The sequence below is a fragment of the Kitasatospora sp. NPDC057965 genome, assembly GCF_042887135.1.
GTDB lineage: Bacteria > Actinomycetota > Actinomycetes > Streptomycetales > Streptomycetaceae > Kitasatospora.
Window position 1 is genome coordinate 369,316 of sequence record NZ_JBHVPZ010000005.1, and the last position, 23,057, is coordinate 392,372.

Sequence of the window (23,057 nt, forward strand, 5' to 3'; positions counted from 1 at the left end):
GTGGGGAAAGGGAGTTGTCCGCCAACTCTCCGGGGGTCAGGAGATGCCGAACTCCTTGCCGATGAAGTCGTACATCTCGTCGTCGGTCGCTCCGCCGAGCTCGTCGGCGATTCCGGTCCGCTCCGCCGGGGCGGCGTCCGCCCACAGCGCCGCGAGCGCCCGCAGCCGCGAGGCGACGGCCGTCCGGCCTTCGTCGTCCGGTGCCACCGTGCTCAACGTCGCCTCCAGGTCGTCCAGTTCGGCGAGCAGCGCACCGACCCCGGGCGCCGCCGGCGCGGTCTCGGCGCGCAGGTACTCGGCGAGCTCGTTGGGCGTCGGGTAGTCGAAGATCAGCGTGGGCGGCAGCCGCAGTCCGCTCGCCGTGGCGAGGCGGTTGCGCAGGTCGACCGCGGTCAGCGAGTCGAACCCGAGTTCGCGCAACTGCCGTTCGGGACGCACCGCCTGGGGCGAGGCGAGCCCGAGGACGGATGCCACGTGCTCGCAGACCACGTCCAGCAGCAGCTTCTGCTGCTCGGCCTCGCCCAGGCCGGTCAGCCGGGCCGCCAGCGTCACCGCCGCGTCCGGCGTCGCGCTCGTGGCGGCCCGCCGGGCCGGCGTCCGCACCAGCCCCCGCAGCAGCGCGGGCAGCGAGCCGTCCGCGGCCTGGGCCCGCAGACCCGCGGGGTCCAGCCGCAGCGGCACGACGGTCGTCCCGACCCGGCCGGAGGCGGCGGCGTCGAAGAGCGCCAGGCCTTCCTCGGTGGCGAGCGGCAGCACTCCACCGCGGGCCGTCCTGGCGTGGTCCGCCGCCGTCATCCGACCGGTGATCCCACTGCCTTCGGCCCACAGGCCCCAGGCCAGCGACACCGCGGGCAGCCCGGCCGCCCGCCGCTGCAACGCGAGCGCGTCCAGGAACGCGTTCGCCGCCGCGTAGTTGCCCTGCCCCGCACTGCCGAACACACCGGCAGCGGAGGAGAAGAGGACGAACGCCGACAGCTCCAAGTCCCGCGTCAACTCGTCCAGATGCAGCGCCGCATCCACCTTCGGACCGAACACCCGGTCGACCCGCTCCGACGACAACGACTCGACCAGCCCGTCGTCCGTCACACCCGCCGCATGCACCACCCCCGTCAGCGGATGCTCCGCCGGGACGGCCGCCAGCAGGCCGGCCAGCGCGTCACGATCCGCCACGTCGCAGGCCTCGACAGCGACCTCGGCACCCGCCGCCGTCAACTCCCCGACCAAGTCGGCCATGCCCTCGGCACCCGCACCCGAACGGCTCACCAGCAACAGCCGCCGCACACCCCGCTCGGCCACCAGATGCCGCGCCACCACACGCCCCAACGCGCCCGACGCGCCCGTCACCAGCACCGTGCCACCCTCGACGAAGGGGACGGCGGGATCCTCGTCCGTCGTCCCGATCCTTGCGAGCCGGGGCACCAGCACCTGGCCGTCGCGCACCGCGACCTGCTCCTCGCCCGCGTCGAGCAGTGCGGGCAGGGCGCGCACCGAGTCCGCGTCCCGGTCCAGGTCGACCAGGAGGAAGCGGCCCGGGTGTTCCGACTGCGCGGAGCGCACCAGGCCCCGGACGGCGGCCTGGGCCGGGTCGACCTCCTTGTCGCCGTCCCGCGCGACCACGGCGTTGCCGGTCAGCACCACGAGCCGGGAGTCGGTGAGCCGCTCGTCGGACACCCACCGCTGCAACAGCTCCAGCATCCGGTGGACGCTGCGGTGCACGTGCTCGGCGGGGTGGTCGCTGTCGGCCTTGCCGCCCACGGCGGCCAGGACCACCTCGGGCGCCCGGCCACCGCTCTCCAGCCGCCGCAGCACGGCGGGCAGGTCCGGGTGGAAGTCGGCGCGTGCTCCGGTCTCCTCGACGGCGGCGCGCAGGCCGTCGTCCTCTCCGATGACGGCCCACGACTCGCCCATCGACCGCCACTCGACGGGCAGCACCGTCCAGTCGACGCGGTGGAGCGAGTCCGGCCGGCCACTGCGGGCAGCGCTCAACTCCTCGCCGGAGAAGGGGCGCAGGACCAGGGAATCGACCGAGGCGACGGGGCGGCCGGTGGTGTCGGCGACCAGCAGCGAGACGGCGTCCTGCCCGGCCGGGGCCAGCCGCACGCGCAGCGCGTGTGCGCCGGTCGCCGCGAGCCGCACCCCGCTCCAGGAGAACGGGATCCGCCCCTGACCGGTGTCGGGAAGCAGCCCGCCCAAGCCGACCGCGTGCAGGGCCGCGTCCAGCAGCGCCGGGTGGACACCGAAGCCGCCGGCCTCCGTGTCCTCCGGCAGCACGACCTCGGCGAACACCTCCTCCCCGCGCCGCCACACCTTGCGCAGCCCCCGGAACACCGGGCCGTAGTCCAGGCCCAGTTCGGCGAGGCGGTCGTAGCAGCCCTCGGTCGCCACGGCCTCCGCCGCACTCGGCGGCCACTCCACGAGGTCGAACGCCTCGCCCCGCCCCGGTGCGACCGCTCCGGTCGCGTGGCAGATCCACGGTTCGGCGCCGTCGCCCGCCTCCGCCCGCGCGTACACGCTCACCGCGCGGCGGCCGGTCTCGTCGGCGCCGCCGACCGTGATCTGCAGCTGCACCGCGCCCCGCTCGGGAAGGACCAGCGGCGCCCGGAGGGTCAGCTCCTCCAGCAGGTCGCAGCCCACCTCGTCACCCGCCCGCAGCACCAGGTCCACCAGCGCCGTCCCGGGCAGCAGGACCGCGCCCGTCACGACGTGGTCCGCCAGCCACGGCTGCGCCGCCAGCGACAACCGGCCGGTCAGCAGCGCACCCTCACCGCCCGCGAGCGCCACCGCCGCTCCCAGCAAGGGGTGCTCGGCCGCTGTCAGACCCGCCGCCGTGATGTCACCCGCCGGCCGGCCCGACTCCAACCAGTACCGCTCGTGCTGGAAGGCGTAGGTCGGCAGGTCCACGCGCCGGGCGCCGGTGCCGCTGAACACGGCGTCCCAATCGAGGGTGATGCCGTGGGTGTGGAGCTGGGCGAGGGCGGTGGTGAAGGCCTCGGCCTCGGCGCGGTCGGCGCGCAGGGTGGGGACGGCGACGGTCTCGGCCAGGCTCTCCTGGACCATCGAGGTCAGGCCGCCGGGGCCGACCTCCAGGAACGCCGTCACACCCTTGGCCGCGAGCGTCTGGACGGCGTCCGCGAACCGGACCGCCTGGCGGATGTGCCGCACCCAGTACTCCGGGTCGGCCAACTCCTCGGCGGTGACGAGCTGCCCGGTGAGCGTCGAGACGATCGGGCGGGTCGGCTCGGCGAACGTGACGCGCTCGGCGACCTCGCGGAAGCCCGCCAGCATCGGTTCCATCAGCGGCGAGTGGAACGCGTGCGAAACCGTGAGCCGCTTCGTCCGCCGACCGTCGGCCGCCAGCAGCTCGACGACCTCCGCCACCGCGTCCTCGGCGCCCGAAAGCACCACCGAGGAAGGGCCGTTGACGGCCGCGATACCGATCACATCCTCGCGGCCTTCCAGCAGCGGCAGCACCTCGCCCTCCGAGGCCCGCACCGCCACCATCGCACCACCCGACGGCAGCTCCTGCATCAACCGGCCACGCACCACCACCAGTTCAGCGGCGTCCGCCAGCGAGAGGACGCCGGCCACGTGGGCGGCGGCGAACTCGCCGATCGAGTGCCCGGCCAGGAAGTCCGCCCGCACACCCCACGACTCCACCAGCCGGAACAGCGCCACCTCCACCGCGAACAACGCTGGCTGCGTGAACTCGGTCTGCCCCAGAAGCTCCACGTCCTCCCCGAACACCACCTCACGCAAAGGCCGTTCAAGGTGAACGTCCAAGGCTGCACACACCTCGTCGAAGGCCTCCGCGAACACCGGGAACGCGGCGTGCAGCTCACGTCCCATCCCCAGCCGCTGACTCCCCTGCCCCGAGAAGAGAACCGCGAGCCCGGCGTCCGGCGAGGCAGAGCCCCGCGCCGACCCGACGGGCTGCCGGTCCTCGGCTGTCGCGGCCACGGCCTGGAGCAGTTCCTCCCGGTCCCGGCCCACCACCACCGCGCGGTGCTCCAGCGCGGCGCGCGAGGTTGCCAGCGAGTAGCCGAGGTCCACCGGGTCGAGCTCCGGGTACTCGGTGACAAACGCGGCCAGGCGTCGCGCCTGCGCCCGCAGCGCGGGCTCGTCCTTGGCGAACAGTGTCCACGGCACGACGGCCCCGTCGCGCACCGGCGCACTCGGCGGCCGTTCGTCGGTAACCACCGCCGGGGGCTGCTCCAGCACGACGTGCGCGTTGGTGCCGCTGACCCCGAACGAGGAGACCCCGGCCCGGCGCGGACGATCACCGGAAGGCCACTCCACCGGCTCGGTCAGCAGCCGCACCGCGCCCGCCGACCAATCCACGTGCGGCGAGGGCTCATCGACGTGCAGCGTGCGGGGCAGCACCCCGTGCCGCATCGCCATCACCATCTTGATCACACCCGCCACACCCGCCGCGGCCTGCGTGTGACCGATGTTCGACTTGATCGACCCGAGCCACAGCGGCCGTTCGCGGTCCTGCCCGTACGTCGCCAGCAGTGCCTGGGCCTCGATCGGATCACCCAGCGTCGTCCCGGTCCCGTGCGCCTCCACCACGTCCACGTCCGCCGCCGACAGCCCGGCACTCGCCAGCGCCTGGCGGATCACCCGCTGCTGCGACGGCCCGTTCGGCGCCGTCAGCCCGTTCGACGCACCGTCCTGGTTCACCGCCGAACCCCGCACCACCGCCAGCACCGGATGCCCGTTGCGCTCCGCGTCCGACAGCCGCTCGACCAGCAGCATGCCCACGCCCTCGGCCCAGCCCGTACCGTCCGCCCCGGCGCCGAACGCCTTGCAGCGGCCGTCCGCCGACAACCCGCGCTGCCGGCTGAACTCGATGAAGGTGTTCGGTGTCGCCATCACGGTGACACCGCCGACCAGCGCCAGCGAGCACTCGCCGGAGCGCAGCGCCTGCGCCGCCAGGTGCAGCGCCACCAGCGACGAGGAGCAGGCCGTGTCCACCGTCACCGCCGGCCCCTCCAGACCGAAGGTGTAGGCCACCCGGCCGGACGCCACGCTGCCGGAGGTCCCCATACCGAGGTGGCCTTCGAGGCCGTCCGGCACCTCCGCGAGCTGCGACGCGTAGTCGTGGTACATGACGCCGGCGAAGACGCCGGTCCGCGAGCCCTTCACCGAGGTCGGGTCGATCCCCGCCCGCTCGAACGCCTCCCAGGACGTCTCCAGCAGCAGCCGCTGCTGCGGGTCCATCGCCAGCGCCTCACGCGGCGAGATCCCGAAGAACGACGGATCGAACTCCCCAGCCCCGTACAGGAATCCACCCTCACGCGTGTAACTCGTACCGGCATGCTCCGGATCCGGGTGATACAGCCCCTCCAGATCCCAGCCACGGTCCGCCGGGAACCCCCCGATCGCATCACCACCCTCAGCCACCAACCGCCACAACTCCTCCGGCGAGGCGACCCCGCCCGGGTAGCGGCAGCTCATACCGACGATCGCGATCGCCTCACCGTCCACCGACGGCAGAGCAGGACCGGAAACCTCCCGCTCGGCCCCCGACGCGCCCACCAACTCGGCCAGCAGGTACCGCGCCAACGCCTCCGGCGTCGGATGGTCGAACACCAGCGTCGCCGGCAACCGCACCCCACAGACCGCGTTCAACGCGTTCCGCAGCTCCACCGCCGTCAGCGAGTCGAAGCCCAGCTCCCTGAACTGGCGGTCCACCGCGACGGTGGCCGCCGACTCGTGCCCCAGGACCGTGGCCGCCTGCTCGCGCACCAGGGCCTGGACGATGTCGAGCTGCTCGGCGGCGGGGCGGCCCGCCAGTCGCCGGGCCAACGTCGAACCGGTCACCGTCGTGGCGGAGCCGTCGAGCGTGCGCCGCAGCGGGGTGCGCACCAGGCCGCTGAGCAGCGCCGGCAGTGCCCCGGAGCGGGCCTGGGCGGCCAGCGTGGCGGTCTCCAGCCGGATGGGCACGACCACCGGATCCGCACTGCGAAGAGCAGCGTCGAAGAGCGCCAGGCCGTCCTCGGTCTCGATCGCGGCCATCCCGGACCGGGAGATCCGGCGCCGGTCCACCTCGCTCAGCTCGCCGCTGAGCGCACTGTCCTGGGCCCACAGGCCCCAGGCCATCGACACCGCCGGCAGCCCGGCCGCCCGGCGTCGCCGCGCGAGCGCGTCCAGGAAGACGTTCGCCGCCGCGTAGTTGCCCTGCCCCGCACTGCCCAGCACACCGGCAGCGGAGGAGAACAGCACGAACGCCGACAGCTCCAGGCCCCGCGTCAACTCGTCCAGATGCAGCGCCGCATCCACCTTCGGACGGAACACCCGGTCGACCCGCTCCGACGACAACGACTCGACCAGCCCGTCGTCCGTCACACCCGCCGCATGCACCACCCCCGTCAGCGGGTGCTCCGCCGGGACGGCCGCCAGCAGCGCGGCCAGCGCGTCACGATCCGCCACGTCACAGGCCGCCGTGACCGCCTCCGCGCCCAGAGCGGCGAGTTCGGCCTCGAACTCCGCCGCACCCGGCGCCAGCGCCCCGCGGCGGCTCACCAACAGCAGCCGCCGCACGCCGTGCCCGGCGACCAGATGCCGCGCCACCAGACGCCCCAGCGTGCCCGAGGCGCCCGTCACCAGCACCGTGCCACCCTCGGCCAAGGGAACAGCAGCGCTCTCAACGGCAGCCACCCTCGTCAGACGCGGCACCAGCACCCGGCCACCACGCACCGCGACCTGCGGCTCACCCGACGCCACGGCCGCCGACACCGCCACCCCGACGTCCCCGGCCTCCGCTTCCACATCCACCAGCACGAACCGGCCCGGATGCTCCGACTGCGCCGACCGCACCAGACCCCACACCGCCGCCTGACCCGCATCAACAGCACCCTCGCCGGCCCCGCCACAGGTCACCACGACCAACCGCGAACCCTCGAAGCGCTGTTCGCGCACCCACTCCTTCAACAGCTCCAACACGCCGCCGACAACCGCACGCACACCCTCGGCACCCGCACCCGACGGCGGGCACACCACCGCCAGACGCCCGGGCACCTCCGCATCGGCCCCCGGAGCCTCCAGACCCTCACGGACCTCCACCTCGACAACCTCACCCGCCGCCACCGACCCCGGCACCCACTCCACCCGGTAGAGCGAGCCCGCCACCGCCGATCCGGCGGCCGCGAGCTGCTCGCCCGTCACCGACCGCAGGCCCAGCGCCTCCACCGAGGCCACCGGCCGGCCTTCGCCGTCCGCGATCGACAGCGACACGGCGTGCGCTCCGGAAGCGGAGCCGGTCACCGGGGCCAGCCGGACCCGCAACGCGGTCGCGCCCGTGGCGGACACGCCCACCCCGCTCCACGAGAACGGCAGCCGCCCCTCGGGGCCGTCGGCGAGGAACCCACCCAGGCCCATCGCGTGCAGGGCGGAGTCGAGCAGGGCCGGGTGCAGGGCGAAGCCGGCCACCGGGACATCCTCGGGCAGCGCGACCTCGGCCAGGAGCGCCGACCCGTGCCGCCACACGGCACGCAGGCCCCGGAACACCGGGCCGTAGCCGAAGCCGGCCTCCTCCAGTCGCTCGTAGCAGCCGTCGATGTCCACCGCCGTCGCACCGGCGGGCGGCCAGACGGCCGCGTCGACGGTGTCCGGCGAGACCGCGTCCACGGCCCGCGCGAGGAGGCCGGTGGCGTGGCTGGTCCACGGGGCATCCGCCGCCGCGCCGTCCTCGGAGCGCGAGTGGATCTCCAGTGCCTGCCGCCCGGTCGCGTCGGCGGCTCCGACGGTCACCCGTAGCTGCACCGCGTCCCGCGCGGGGAGCACCAGCGGTGCGGCGAGGGTCAGTTCGTCCACCCGGTCGCACCCGGCCTCGTCGCCGGCCCGGACGGCCATCTCCAGGAAGGCCGTGCCGGGCAGCAGGGTCACACCGGACACGGCGTGGTCGGCCAGCCAGGGGTGGGTGGGGAGCGACAGACGGCCGGTGAGCAGAACGCCGCCGTCGGGCAGGCTCACCGCCGCTCCCAGCAGGGCGTGCTCGGCCGCGGCCAGGCCGACGGAGGTCACGTCCCCGGCGGTCGCGGGCGCCTCCAGCCAGTAGTGGCGGCGCTGGAAGGCATAGGTCGGCAGGTCCACGCGTCGGGCGCCGCGACCGGCAAAGACGGCGTCCCAGTCGAGGGTGATGCCGTGGGTGTGGAGCTGGGCCAGGGCGGTGGTGAAGGCCTCGGCCTCGGCGCGGTCGGCGCGCAGGGCCGGGACGGCGACGGCGTCCGCCGACGTCTCCTGAACCATCGAGGTCAGACCGCCCGGGCCGACCTCCAGGAACGCCGTCACACCCTTGGCCGCGAGCGTCTGGACGGCGTCCGCGAACCGGACCGCCTGGCGAACGTGCCGCACCCAGTACTCCGGGTCGGCCAACTCCTCGGCGGTGACGAGCTGCCCGGTGAGCGTCGAGACGATCGGCCTCGTCGGCTCGGCGAACGTGACGCGCTCGGCGACCTCGCGGAAGCCCGCCAGCATCGGCTCCATCAGCGGCGAGTGGAAGGCGTGCGAAACCGCGAGCCGCTTGGTGCGCCGGCCGGCGGCGGCGAGCAGGGCGACGACCTCTGCCACGGCCTCCTCCGCGCCCGAAATGACCACCGACGTAGGCCCGTTCACGGCCGCGATGCCCACCAGGTCCTCACGGCCGACCAAGAGCGGCACCACCTCGCCCTCCGAGGCCTGCACCGCCACCATCGCGCCAAACGACGGCAACTCCTGCATCAACCGGCCACGCGCCACCACCAGTTCGGCGGCGTCCGCCAACGAGAGGGCGCCCGCGGCGTGCGCGGCGGCCAACTCGCCGATCGAGTGACCGGCCAGGAAGTCCGCCCGCACGCCCCACGACTCGACGAGCCGGAACAGCGCGACTTCGATCGCGAACAAGGCCGGCTGGGTGAACTCGGTCCGGTTGAGACGTTCCGTATCCTCGCCGAACACGACCTCACGCAACGGCCGTTCGAGGTGGACGTCGACCGCGGCGCAGACCTCGTCGAAGGCCTCCGCGAACACCGGGAACGACGCGGACAGCTCACGCCCCATCCCCACCCGCTGACTCCCCTGCCCCGAGAAGAGCAACGCCAGCCGGCCGCCCGAGGCCCCTGCCTCGCCCGTCACGAGGCCGGCGGCCGACGGCCGGTCCTCCGCCACCGCCGACAGGCCCTGGAGCAGTTCCTCCCGGTCCCGGCCCACCACCACCGCGCGGTGCGTCAGCGCGGCGCGCGAGGTGGCCAGCGACCGGCCGACCTCGGCGAGTCCCAGCTCCGGACGCTCGGCGAGGTGTGCGAGCAGGTGCTCGGCCTGGCCCCGCAGCGCGGCCGGATCCTTCGCCGACAGCGGCCAGGCGACGGCGAGATCCGACGCCGGCTCGTCCTCCGGCCGCTGGTCGACGACCGCCGCCGGGGGCTGCTCCAGCACGACGTGCGCGTTGGTGCCGCTGACCCCGAACGAGGAGACCCCGGCCCGGCGCGGACGATCGCCGGAAGGCCACTCCACCGGCTCCGACAGCAACCGCACCGCGCCCGCCGACCAGTCCACGTGCGGCGAGGGCTCATCGACGTGCAGGGTCTTCGGCAGCACCCTGTGCTGCATCGCCATCACCATCTTGATCACACCCGCCACACCCGCCGCGGCCTGGGTGTGACCGATGTTCGACTTCAACGATCCCAGCCACAGCGGCCGTTCGCGGTCCTGCCCGTACGTGGCCAGCAGCGCCTGGGCCTCGATCGGATCGCCCAGCGTCGTCCCGGTCCCGTGCGCCTCCACCACGTCCACGTCCGCCGCCGACAGCCCCGCGTTCGCCAGCGCCTGGCGGATCACCCGCTGCTGCGACGGCCCGTTCGGCGCCGTCAGGCCGTTGGACGCGCCGTCCTGGTTGACCGCCGAGCCGCGCACCACCGCCAGCACCGGGTGCCCGTTGCGGCGCGCGTCCGACAGCCGCTCGACCAGCAGCATGCCCACGCCCTCGGCCCACCCGGTACCGTCCGCCCCGGCGCCGAACGCCTTGCAGCGGCCGTCGACCGACAACCCGCGCTGCCGGCTGAACTCCACGAAGATGCTCGGCGTGGCCATCACGGTGACACCGCCGACCAGCGCCAGCGAGCACTCATCGGAGCGCAGTGCCTGCGCCGCCAGGTGCAGCGCCACCAGCGACGAGGAGCAGGCCGTGTCCACCGTCACCGCCGGCCCCTCCAGGCCGAAGGTGTAGGCCACCCGGCCGGAGGCGATGCTCCCCGCGCTGCCGTTGACCAGGTACCCCTCGAAGCCTTCGGGTGCGACGGGCAGGCGTGAGCCGTAGTCGTGGTACATGACTCCGGCGAAGACGCCGGTCCGCGAGCCCTTCACCGAGGTCGGGTCGATCCCCGCCCGCTCGAACGCCTCCCAGGACGTCTCCAGCAGCAGCCGCTGCTGCGGGTCCATCGCCAGCGCCTCACGCGGCGAGATCCCGAAGAACGACGGATCGAACTCCCCGGCCCCATAGAGGAATCCACCCTCACGCGTGTAACTCGTACCGGCATGCTCCGGATCCGGGTGGTACAGCCCCTCCAGATCCCAGCCACGGTCCGCCGGGAACCCCCCGATCGCATCACCACCCTCAGCCACCAACCGCCACAACTCCTCCGGCGAGGCGACCCCGCCCGGGTAGCGGCAGCTCATACCGACGATCGCGATCGCCTCACCGTCCACCGACGCCAGAGCGGAACCGGAAACCTCCCGCTCGGCCACCGACGAGCCCACCAACTCGGCCAGCAGGTACCGCGCCAACGCCCCCGGCGTCGGATGATCGAACACCAGCGTCGCCGGCAACCGCACCCCACAGACCACGTTCAACGCGTTCCGCAGCTCCACCGCCGTCAGCGAGTCGAAGCCCAGGTCCTTGAAGGCGCGTTCGGGATCGACCTGCTCCGGGGAGGCGTGGCCGAGCGCGGTCGCGATCTGCAGCCGGACCAGATCCAGCAGGACGCGCAGCCGCTCGGCCTCGGCCAGCGGGGCCAGGCGGCCGGCCAGCGTGCCGGAGTCGCCCACGGCCGGGGCGTCGACGGCCCTGCTCCGCCGGCTGCCGGCCCTGACCAGTCCGCGCAGCAGGGCCGGGACCTCCCCGTCCGCCGCCCGGACGCGCAGCCCGGCGGTGTCCAGCCGCACCGGGAAGAGCACATCGCCGTCGGTCGCGCACGCGGCGTCGAACAGGGCGAGCGCGTCGGCGGAGTCCATCGCGGCCAGGCCCATCCGCCGGATCCGGGCGAGGTCGGCGGTGGCGAGCTTGCCGGTCATGCCGCTGCCCTCGGCCCACAGGCCCCAGGCCAGCGAGACGCCCGGCAGTCCGGCCGCCCGGCGTCGCTGCGCGAGCGCGTCCAGGAAGGCGTTCGCCGCCGCGTAGTTGCCCTGCCCGGCGCCGCCGAGCGTGGCGGAGACCGAGCTGAACAGCACGAACGCGGACAGGTCCAGGTGCCGGGTCAGCGCGTGGAGGTTGAGCGCCGCCGCCACCTTGGGGCGCAGCACCCGGTCCATCCGTTCGGGTGTGAGGGCGGAGACGACGCCGTCGTCCGTCACGCCGGCCGCGTGCACCACGGCCGACAGCGGGCGGTCGGCGGGGACGGTCGCGAGCAGTGCGGCGAGCGCGTCGCGGTCCGCCACGTCGCAGGCGGCGGTGACGGGCTCGGCGCCGAGGGCCGCGAGCTCCGCCTCGAACTGTTCCGCTCCCTCGGCCGCGAGTCCGCGCCGGCCCACCAGCAGGAGGTGCCGGACGCCGCGCTCGGTGACCAGGTGGCGCGCCACCAGGCGGCCGAGCGTTCCGGTCGCGCCGGTGATCAGTACGGTGCCGTCGGCCCGGAATGCCCGGCCGGTGTCCGGTCCCGGGCCGGCGGTCTTCGCCAGGCGGGGCAGCAGGAGGCCGCCGGCCCGCACGGCGAGCTGCGGCTCACCGCTGCCCAGCGCGGCGGGCAGCGCCTCGGCCGCTTCGGTGTCCCGGTCCAGGTCGACCAGCACGAACCGGTCCGGGTGTTCCGACTGGGTCGAGCGCAGCAGGCCCCAGACGGCGGCCTCGGCCGGGTCGAGCGTGTCGGGTGCGCCGTCGGGTGCGGTGGCGTGACGGGTCACCACCACCAGACGGGCGGCGCTGAACCGTTCGTCGGCGAGCCAGCTCTGCACGAGCCGCAGCGTGCGGTGGGCGGCCGCGCGGACGGTGCCGGCCAGGCCTGCGACGTCCGGCAGTTCGGTCGTGTCGGGCGCCGCGGAGACGACCGCCACGTAGGAGGGCACCGGCGCGCCGCCGTCGACGGCCCGCGCGAGCGCGGACAGCTCGGCCTCGGCGGTGGAGGCCTCCAGCGTCAGGACCGCCGACGCGGGGACCGCCTCGCTCGGCGGCGCGCTCACCCAGTCGAGCCGGAACAGCGCGTCCTGGCGGGCCCCGGCCGCAGCGCGCAGCTGCTCGGCGTCGACCGGGCGCAGGACCAGGCGGCCGACCGTGGCGACCAGCAGGCCCGCGCCGTCGGCGACGAGCACCGACACCGTGTCCGGTCCGGCCGGGGTCAGCTTGATGCGGAGGACGGCGGCGCCGCCGGCCCGCAGGTCCACCTCGCCCCAGGAGAACGGCAGCAGGCCCTGTCCGGTCTCGGTGCCGGAGAGCAGGCCGAGCCAGGAGGCGTGCAGCGCGGAGTCGAGCAGGGCGGGGTGAAGGCCGAAGGCGCCCGCCTGCGCGGCGGCCACGGCGGGCAGGGCGGCCTCGGCGAACAGGTGCTCGCCCTGCCGCCAGGCCCCGCGCAGGCCGCGGAACACCGGGCCGTAGCCGAAGCCCAGCTCGGCCAGCCGGTCGTAGAGGTCGCCGGTGTCGACCGGGGTGGCACCCGGGGGCGGCCAGGCGCTCAGGTCGAACGGTTCGGCCGGTGCGGGCCCGATCGCGAGCGTCCCGGCGGCGTGGCGGGTCCACTCCTGCTCGTCGAGCCGGTCCTCCGGCCGGGAGTGCAGGTCGAGGGAGCGTCGCCCGTCGTGGTCCTCGGGGCCGACGGTGAGCCGCAGCTGGACGCCGCCGTGTTCCGGCAGCACCAGCGGGGCCTCCAGGGTGAACTCCTCGACCCGCTCGTGGCCGACCTGCCGGCCCGCGCGGACGGCGAGTTCGACGAAGGCCGTGCCGGGGACCAGCACCACGCCGGAGACGGCGTGGTCGGTCAGCCAGGGGTGGGTGGCCTGCGAGAGCCGGCCGGTCAGCACCGTGGTGCCGTCCGGAAGGCCCACCACGGCTCCCAGCATGGGGTGTTCGGCCTCGGCCTGGCCGATCGCGGTCGCGTCGGCGGCCGTCGGCATCCGGAGCCAGTAGTGCCGGCGCTGGAAGGCGTAGGTCGGCAGGTCGACGCGTCGGGCACCGCGGTCGGCGAGGACCGCGTTCCAGTCGAGGGCGACACCGTTGGCGTACAGGTGGGCGAGGGCGGTGGTGAAGGCCTCGGCCTCGGCGTGCTCCCTGCGCAGGGCGGGCACCAGGACGGCGGGTCCGTCCGCCAGCGTCTCCCGGGCCATCGGGGTCAGCACGGCGGTGGGGCCGATCTCCAGGAGAGCCGTCGCGCCCTCGGCCGCCAGTGTCCCGACGGCGTCGGCGAACCGGACGGCGTGGCGGACGTGCCGCACCCAGTACTCGGGGTCGGCCAACTCCTCGGCGGTGGTGAACCTTCCGGTGAGCGTCGAGACGATCGGCAGGGCGGGCGCGGCGAAGGTCACGCGCTGCGCGACCGCGCGGAAGCCCGCCAGCATCGGCTCCATCAGCGGCGAGTGGAAGGCGTGCGAGACGGTGAGCCGCTTGGTGCGCCGGCCGTCGGCGGCGAGCAGGTCGACGACCTCCGCCACGGTCTCCTCGGCGCCGGAAATGACCACCGACGTGGGGCCGTTGACGGCGGCGATGCCCACCAGGTCCGCACGGCCTTCCAGCAGCGGCGCCACCTCGTCCTCCGAGGCCTGCACCGCCACCATCGCACCACCCGACGGCAGCTCCTGCATCAACCGGCCGCGCGCCACCACCAGTTCGGCGGCATCGGCCAGCGAGAAAACTCCCGCGACGTGCGCCGCGGCCAGCTCACCGATCGAGTGCCCGGCCAGGAAGTCCGCCCGCACACCCCACGACTCCACCAGCCGGAACAGCGCCACCTCCACCGCGAACAACGCCGGCTGCGTGAACTCGGTCCGGTTGAGCAGCTCCGCGTCCTCCCCGAACACCACCTCACGCAACGGCCGTTCGAGGTGAGCGTCCACGGCGGCGCAGACCTCGTCGAAGGCCTCCGCGAACACCGGGAAGGACGCGGACAGCTCACGCCCCATCCCCAGCCGCTGACTCCCCTGCCCCGAGAAGAGCAGCGCCACCCGGGCGCCGTCCGGCCCGACCGCGCCGCGCAGCAGCTGCGGCGCCGGCCGCTCGTTCGCCAACGCGGCCAGCCCGGCCAGCAGTTCGTCCCGGTCCCGGCCCACGATCACCGCGCGCCGCTCCAGCGCGGCCCGGCCGGTGGAAAGCGAGAACGCCAGGTCGGCGAGGTCCAGCTCGGGGTGCTCGTCGAGGTGGGCGGCGAGCCGCCGGGCCTGGGACGGCAGGGCGTCGGTGTCCTTTCCGGACACCACCCAGGGCAGCGGGAGGTGCACCGGCTCCCGGGGTTCGTCGCCGTCGACCACGGCCGAGGCCGGAGCCGCTTCCAGGATGACGTGGGCGTTGGTCCCGCTGACCCCGAACGCCGACACGCCGGCCCGCAGCGGGCGGTCGCCGTCCGACGGGGACCACTCCACCGGCTCGGTCAGCAGCCGCACCGCGCCCGCCGACCAGTCCACGTGCGGGGTCGGCTCGTCCACGTGCAGGGTCTTCGGCAGCACCCCGTGCTGCAGGGCCAGCACCATCTTGATCACGCCGGCCACCCCGGCCGCCGCCTGGGTGTGCCCGATGTTGGACTTCAACGACCCGAGCCACAGCGGGCGTTCACGGTCCTTCCCGTACGTCGCCAGCAGCGCCTGGGCCTCGATCGGATCGCCCAGCGTGGTGCCGGTGCCGTGCGCCTCCACCGCGTCCACGTCCGCCGCCGACAGCCCCGCGTTCGCCAGTGCGGCACGGATCACCCGCTGCTGCGACGGCCCGTTGGGCGCCGTCAGACCGTTCGACGCACCGTCCTGGTTGATCGCCGAGCCCCGCACCACCGCCAGCACCGGATGCCCGTTGCGCTCGGCGTCCGACAGCCGCTCCAGCAGCAGCATGCCGACGCCCTCGCCCCAGCCGGTGCCGTCCGCCGCCGCCGCGAAGGCCTTGCAGCGGCCGTCGGCGGCCAGCCCGCGCTGCCGGCTGAACTCCACGAAGACGCCGGGGTCGGCCATCACGGTCGCGCCGCCGGCCAGCGCCAGCGAGCACTCACCCGAGCGCAGCGCCTGCACCGCCAGGTGCAGGGCCACCAGCGAGGCGGAGCAGGCGGTGTCCACCGTCACCGCCGGCCCCTCCAGGCCGAAGACGTAGGCCAGCCGGCCGGACATGACGCTGGCGGCGCGTCCGGTGAGCAGGTAGCCCTCGACACCCTCCGGGGTCCGGCCCGGGCCGGAGGCGTACTCCTGGCCGTTGGAGCCGACGAAGACGGCGGACGGCGTCCCCTTGAGCGTGGCCGGGTCGATTCCGGCCCGCTCGAAGGCCTCCCAGGAGGTCTCCAGCAGCAGCCGCTGCTGCGGGTCCATCGCCAGCGCCTCACGCGGCGAGATTCCGAAGAAGCCGGCGTCGAACTCGGCGGCGTCGTGCAGGAAGCCGCCCTCGCGGGCATAGGTGGTGCCGAGGTGTTCCGGGTCGGGGTGGTAGAGGGTGTCGAGGTCCCAGCCGCGGTCCTCCGGGAATCCGCCCAGCGCGTCGGTGCCGTCGGCCAGCAGCCGCCACAGCTGCTCGGGCGACTGGACCCCGCCGGGGAACCGGCAGCTCATCGCGACGATCGCGATCGGCTCCCCGTCGGCGCCCGGGGCCGCCGGGCGCGCCGCCCCGCTGCTCTCCGCCCGCTGCCCGCCGGCCTCGCCGTGCAGGTAGTCGGCCAGGGCGGCGGGGGTGGGGTGGTCGAAGACGACGGTGGTCGGCAGCCGCATGCCGGTCGCCGCGGACAGCCGGTTGCGCAGTTCGACGGCGGTCAGCGAGTCGAAGCCGACCTCGCGGAAGGCGCGCCCGGGCTGGACGGCGGACGGGCCGGCGTGGCCGAGCACGGTGGCGGCCTGGGCCCGCACCAGGTCCAGGACCGTACGCGCCCCTTCGGCCTCGGACAGGCCCGCCAGCCGCTGGGCGAGCCCCGGCCGGCCCGCGCCGCCCGCCGCCCCGGCGCCGCCGTCGACGTCCGCCGCGGCCCGCCCGCCGTCCAGCAGCCGGCGCGCCTCGGGCAGGTCGTCCAGCAGCGGGTAGCGGCCGGTGACGGCGAAGGCCGCCACGAACCGGTCCCAGGCGATGTCGGCGAGGGTGACCGCGGTGTCGTCGTGCTCCATGGCGCGGCGCAGCGCCTCGATGCCGAGATCGGCCCGCATCGGGACGATGCCGCGCCGGCTGAGGTGCTGTTCGACGGCGCTGCCCATCATGCCGCCGGTGCCCCAGGAGCCCCAGGAGACGGCGGTGGCGCGCAGGCCCTGGGCGCGGCGGCGGTGGGCGAGCGCGTCCAGGAAGGCGTTGGCCGCGGCGTAGCCGCCCTGGCCGGCGTTGCCGACGACGCCGGCGACGGAGGAGAACAGGACGAAGAAGTCCAGGTCGCGGTCGGCGGTGAGCTCGTGCAGGTTGACGGCGGCGTCCACCTTGGGGCGCAGGACCCGCTCCAGGCGCTCGACGGTCAGCGCGTCGAGCACGCCGTCGTCCAGTACGCCGGCGGCGTGCACGATGCCGGTGAGGGGCGGAACCGCCAGGTCCCCGTGCTCCCCCGGCTCCCCGGCGAGCGAGTCGAGCAGTTCGCGCAGCTGCTCCCGGTCGGCGACGTCGCAGGCGACGATCGTGGTGCGGGTACCGACGGCCTCCAGTTCGGCCCGCAGTTCGGCGGCGCCCGGCGCGGCCTGACCGGCGCGGCTGGTCAGCACCAGGTGTTCGGCCCCCTCGTGCGCCAGCCAGCGGGCCACGTGGGCGCCGAGGGTGCCGGTGCCGCCGGTGAGCAGGACGGTGCCGCGCGGGCGCAGTCCGGCCCGGGCGGGGGCGGCGCTCGCGGCGGCCCTGACCAGGCGCCGGCCGAGCGCGGCGCCGTCGCGGACCGCCAGCTCGTCCTCGCCGCGCGACCCGCCCAGGGCACCGGTCAGCACGGCGAGCGCCCGGTCGTCCAGCTGCTCCGGCAGGTCGATCACCCCACCCCAGCGGTGCGGGTACTCGGCGCCCACCACCCGCCCGAGGCCCCACAGCTGGGCCTGCAGCGGGCTGCGGACCGGGTTGTCCGGTCCGGTGGAGACGGCGCCCGAGGTGAGGCACCAGAGCGGGGCGCCGAGGTCGGCGTCGCCGAGCGCCTGGACGAGGGCGACGGTCGCGGCGAGGCCGGCCGTCACCCGGTGGTCCGCCAGCTCGTGCTCCTCCTCCGCCAGCAGGCACAGCACTCCGGTGAAGCCGGTGGTGTCCAGCGCGCCCAGCCGGGCCGCCAGCTGCCCGCGGTCCTCGGTCGCCTCGACGGCCAGCAGGTGGCTGCGCGCGCCGTGCGCGGACAGCGCACCGCGGATCGCGGTGAGCCGGGGCCGCTCGTCCGCGGACGCGGCGGCGACGACCAGCCAGTTCCCGGTCACCGCCGCCGGGGTGCGCGGCAGGCGCTGCCAGTCGATCCGGTAGCGCCAGCCGTCGACCGTGGCGGTCTCGTCGGCCTGCCGGCGCCAGGCGGCCAGGCCGCCGAGCAGGTCGGCGAGCGCGGCGTCGGCGTCCAGCGCCAGGGTGTCGGCCAGGGCCTGGAGGTCCTCGCTCTCGACGGCCTCCCAGAAGCGGGTCTCGGCCGCGTCGCGGACCGCCGGGGCCGCGCTGGCGGGCGCCTCGGGGTCCAGCCACAGACGCCGGCGCTGGAACGGGTAGGTGGGCAGGGCGGGAGTGCGGGCGGGACTGCCGGGGAAGACCGCCGGCCAGTCGACGTCCACCCCGCGGACGTGGGCCTCGCCCAGGGCCCGCAGGAAGCGGTCCGGGCCGCCCTGTCCACGGTTGAGCGAGCCCACCACCTCGACGGGCGTCCCGGCGGCCTCGGCGCTCTCCTGGACGCCGATGGCGAGCACCGGGTGCGGGCTGACCTCGACGAACACCTGGTGGCCGTCGTCCAGCAGCCGCCGGGTGGCGGGCTCGAACCGTACGGTGCGGCGCAGGTTGCGGTACCAGTAGGCGGCGTCCAGCAGCGCGGCCTCGACCGGCTCGCCGGTGACGGTGGAGTAGAACGGCACCTGCGGGGCGCGCGGCGTGATGCCCGCCAGGGCCTCGGCGAGTTCGTCCTCGATCGCCTCGACGTGGGCGCAGTGCGAGGCGTAGTCCACCGGCACCCGCCGGGCCCGTACGCCGTCGAGCTCGCAGCCCGCCATCAATTCGTCCAGCGCGTCCGCGTCACCGGAGACCACGACCGAGCGGGGACCGTTCACGGCGGCGACGCCGATCCGCCCCTCCCAGCGGGCCAGCCGCTCGGTGACCTCCGGCAGCGACTGCGGCAGGGCCACCATGCCGCCGAGTCCGGCGAGCCGGCCCAGCACCTGGCTGCGCAGCGCGACGACCCGGGCCGCGTCGTCGAGGTCCAGGGCGCCCGCCACGCAGGCGGCGGCGATCTCGCCCTGGGAGTGGCCGACGACGGCCGAGGGCCGGACGCCGCAGGAGGTCCACAGCTCCGCCAGCGACACCATGACGGCCCACAGCACGGGCTGCACGACGGCGGCGGCCTCCAGCGTCGGCGCGCCCGGCGCGCCGCGCAGCACGTCCTCCAGCGACCAGTCCACGTACGGGGCGAGCGCCGTGGCGCAGGCGCGCATCCGCTCGCGGAAGACCGCCGAGCCGTCCAGCAGGTCGACCGCCATGCCGGCCCACTGCGAGCCCTGGCCGGGGAAGACGAAGACCACCCGCCGTCCCTCGACGGCCAGGCCCCGGGCGGTGTTCGGGGCGTCGCCGCCGTCGGCCAGCGCCCGCAGTCCGGCGGTCAGTTCGGCGTGTCCGGCGCCGACCACCACCGCGCGGTGCTCGAAGGCGGTGCGGGTGCGGGCCAGGGCGTGGCCGACCTCGTCGGGGCGCAGCCCGGGGTGGGCGTCGGCGAACGCGAGCAGGGCGCGGGCCTGGGCGGCGAGCGCCTCGGGGCCGCGGGCGGACAGCAGCCACGGCACGGGCTGCGCCGCGCTCCGCGGGCCGTCCTCGGCCGAGGGCTCGTTGGGCTCGGCAAGCTCGGCAAGCTCGGCGGGCTCGTCCGGGTCGTCCTGGTCGTCCTGGTCGGCCGGCGGTGCCTGTTCGAGGATGGCGTGGGCGTTGGTGCCGCTGATGCCGAACGAGGAGACGCCGGCCCGGCGCGGGCGGTCGAGGGAGGGCCAGTCGACCGGCTCGGCCAGCAGCCGCACCGCGCCCGACGCCCAGTCGATCCGGGTGGAGGGCTCGGCCGCGTGCAGGCTCTTCGGCAGGACTCCGTGCTGCAGCGCCAGGACCGTCTTGATGACGCCGGAGACGCCCGCCGCGGCCTGGGTGTGGCCGATGTTCGACTTGAGCGAGCCGAGCCACAGCGGACGTTCCCCGGGCCGGTCCTGACCGTACGTCGCCAGCAGCGCCTGCGCCTCGATCGGGTCGCCGAGCGTGGTGCCGGTGCCGTGCGCCTCCACCGCGTCGACGTCGGCCGGAGTGAGCCCGGCCCCGGCCAGGGCCTGGCGGATGACGCGCTGCTGGGCGCTGCCGCTGGGAGCGGTCAGCCCGTTGCTGGCGCCGTCCTGGTTGATCGCGGTGGCGCGCAGCACCGCCAGCACGGGGTGGCCGTTGCGCCGGGCGTCGGACAGCCGCTCCAGCAGGACCATGCCGGTGCCCTCGGCGAGGCCGAAGCCGTCCGCCCGGTCCGAGAAGGCCTTGCAGCGGCCGTCGGGCGCGAGCGCCCGCTGGCGGCTGAACTCCAGGAACATGCCCACCGTGGGCATGACGGTGGCGCCGCCGGCCAGTGCCAGCGAGCACTCGCCCGAGCGCAGCGACTGCGCGGCCAGGTGCAGCGCCACCAGGGAGGACGAGCAGGCGGTGTCCACCGTCACCGCCGGCCCCTCCAGGCCGAAGGAGTAGGCGAGGCGTCCGGAGGCGACGCTGGCGGTGCTGCCGGTCAGCAGGTAGCCGCCGAGCTCCTCGTCGGCCAGGTGCAGGCGCGGGCCGTAGTCCGGGGTCATGACGCCGACGAAGGTGCCGGTGCGGCTGCCGCGCAGGCTGCGCGGGACGATGCCGGCCCGCTCGAACGTCTCCCAGGCGGTCTCCAGCAGCAGGCGCTGCTGCGGTTCCATGGCCAGCGCCTCGCGCGGCGAGATGCCGAAGAACTCGGGGTCGAAGTCGGCGGCGTCGTGCAGGAAGCCGCCCTCGCGCTGGTAGTAGTGCCCGGCCAGGCCAGGCTCGGGGTCGTAGAGCGCGTCGACGTCCCAGCCGCGGTCGCGCGGGAGGGCGGAGGCGGTGTCCTCGCCGGCGCTGAGCACCCGCCACAGCTCTTCGGGCGTGTCGATCCCGCCGGGCAGGCGGCAGCTCATCGCGACGATCGCGATCGGCTCGTCCCAGGCGGCCACCGTCTCGTCGTCGGCCGTCCGCTCGCCCCGGCCGAGCGCCTCGGCCACCAGGCGGCGCGCCAGGGAGCCGGGGGTGGGGTGTTCGAAGACCACGGTGTGCGGGAGGGTCAGTCCGGTGGCCTCGCCCAGCCGGTTGCGCAGTTCGACGGCGCCGACCGAGTCGAGGCCGAGGTCGCGGAAGGTCCGGTCGACGCCGGCCCCGCCGGCGGCACGGCCGAGCAGCGCGGCGGTCACGGCGTGGACCAGGTCGGTGGCGACGCGCTCGTGCTCGCTCGCGGGCAGGGCGAGCAGCCGCTCGCGCAGGCCCGGGCGCCCGGCCGCCGGGGCGGGAGCGTCGCCGGGCCGGCGGAAGGCGTAGGTGGGCAGCGGGACGTGGCGCCGGGCCGGGGCGTCGAAGGCCGCCGTCCAGTCGACGTCCGCGCCCCGGACGTGGGCCTCGGCGAGCGCGGTGTGCAGGCGGCGCGGCCCGCCCTGGTCGCGGCGCAGCGAGCCGAGCGCGACGGCCGGGCTGTCGGCGAGGGTGGCGCTCTCCTGCATCGCCGCGGTCAGTGAGGGGTGCGGGCCGATCTCGATCAGCAGGTCGTGGCCGTCGGCGAGCAGCGCGGCGGTGGTCCGCTCGAAGCGGACGGGCCGGCGCAGCAGCGCGTACCAGTGGGCGGCGTCCGCCTCCCGGCCGTCGATGCGGGCGCCGTCCAGCGAGGAGTAGAGGGGGGTGTGGGCGGTGCGCGGGCGCAGGTCGGCCAGGCCGTCCAGCATCTGGTCGCGGAGGTCCTCGATGTGGGGTGAGTGCGCGGCGACGTCCACGGCCACCTGCCGGGCGCGCACCCCCTCGGCGTTCAGCTCGGCGAGCAGGTCGAGGGCGGCGTCGGTGTCGCCGGAGACCACCACGGAGGTGGGGCCGTTGTACGCGCTGACCGCCAGGCGGCCGTCGTGCCGGGCCAGGCGGGGCGCCAGCTGCGCCTCGGACAGCGGCACCATGACCATCGCGCCGCGGCCCGCCAGCGTCGCCTCCGCGCGGCTCCAGACGGCGATCACCCGGGCCGCGTCGGGCAGCGTGAGCGCGCCCGCGAGGTGGGCGGCGGCGGGCTCGCCGAGGCTGTGCGCCGCGATGGCGTCGGGCCGCACTCCGCAGGCGCGCCAGGTCTCGGCGAGGGCGACCTGGAAGGTGAAGAGCGCGGGCTGGATGACGTCCACGCCCGCCAGGGGCCGCGCGCCGGGGGCGTCGCGCAGCACGTCGAGCACGTCGAAGTCCAGGTGGGGGGCGAGGGCTTCCCGGCACGCCTCGGCGGCCTCGCGGAACGGGGCGCAGGTGTCGAGGAGTCCGGCGCCCATGCCGACCCACTGCGCGCCCTGGGGCGGCAGCACGAAGGCGGTCCGCGCCGGGCCGGCGGTGCCCCGGACCAGGTTGGCGGCGAGGTCGCCGTGTGCCGTGGCCGCCAGTCCGGCGAGCAGTTCAGCGCGGTCCTCGCCGAGGACGACGGCGCGGTGGGCGAACCGGTGGCGGGTGGTGGCGAGGGCGTGGGCCACGTCGGCCGGGCGCAGCTCGGGACGGGCCGTCAGGTGCTCGTGGAGGCGCTGCGCCTGGGCGCGCAGCGCCTCGGGGTCCGCCGCGGAGACGACCCAGGCCACCGGGGCCGGGGCGGCCGCGGGTTCGGTCTCGATGGCCCCGATCTGGGTGGCCCCGGTCTCGGTGGCGTCGGTCTCGGGCGTCACGAGGCGGCCGTCCCCGTGGAGCACCGCGTGGATCCGGTCGCCGTCGGCGAGCGCCCGGGCGAGCGGTTTGAGCAGGACGGCAGCGTGGCCGCCGGGTTCCGACGACCCGTCCGGCTCCTCCGCCCCGGGGAGCAGCGGGTCCGGGCCCGCGACGAGCGCGAGACCGCGCCCGCCGCCCCGCAGGCTCGCGCGGGCGGCGTCCACGGCCGCCCGCGCGGACCGTGTGACGGTGACGGCCGCGCCGCCGTCGGCCAAACGCAGCACGGTGCCCACCAGCTCGGCGAAGGCGAGGACAGAGGCGACGTCGGAGTCGGAGTCCGACACCTCGGACTCGTCCTTCACCGCCGGCGGCAGGGCGAGGAAGACACCGACGCCCTGGCCCGCCGCCGTCGCGGGGACGACACCGGCGTCCTCCAGGGCCTCCCAGAGCGGTTCCAGCAGCACGGCCCGGCCCGGGCCCGCCACCGCGGGCCCGGCGGACGGCAGGCCGAAGAACTCCGCATCGATCTCGCCCGACGGCCGCGCCGGGCGACGGGCCGCACCGATGACCGCGATCGCTTCCCCGGTCGCCGTTCCGGACGCGGGCACAACCGAATCGAACTCGCTCATTACCATGCTCCATCGACCTGATGAATGACAGCCAGAACCGTGCTTTTCCGCACGGA

At 75.5% G+C, this 23,057-nt stretch carries 1 protein-coding gene; it reads right to left on the reverse strand.

Annotation, left to right across the window (positions count from 1 at the left end):
• Window positions 1–36: 36 nt before the first annotated feature.
• On the reverse strand, window positions 37–23,001 hold the full coding sequence (locus tag ACFVVU_RS08885) for a type I polyketide synthase (protein WP_387788848.1): 22,965 nt from the start codon (window positions 22,999–23,001) through the stop codon (window positions 37–39).
• Between the last annotated feature and the right edge of the window lie 56 nt (window positions 23,002–23,057).

Excerpts from the sequence above, each read along its gene's own strand:
- ACFVVU_RS08885 (WP_387788848.1), bottom strand. The coding sequence starts at position 23,001 with ATGAGCGAGTTCGATTCGGTTGTGCCCGCGTCCGGAACGGCGACCGGG.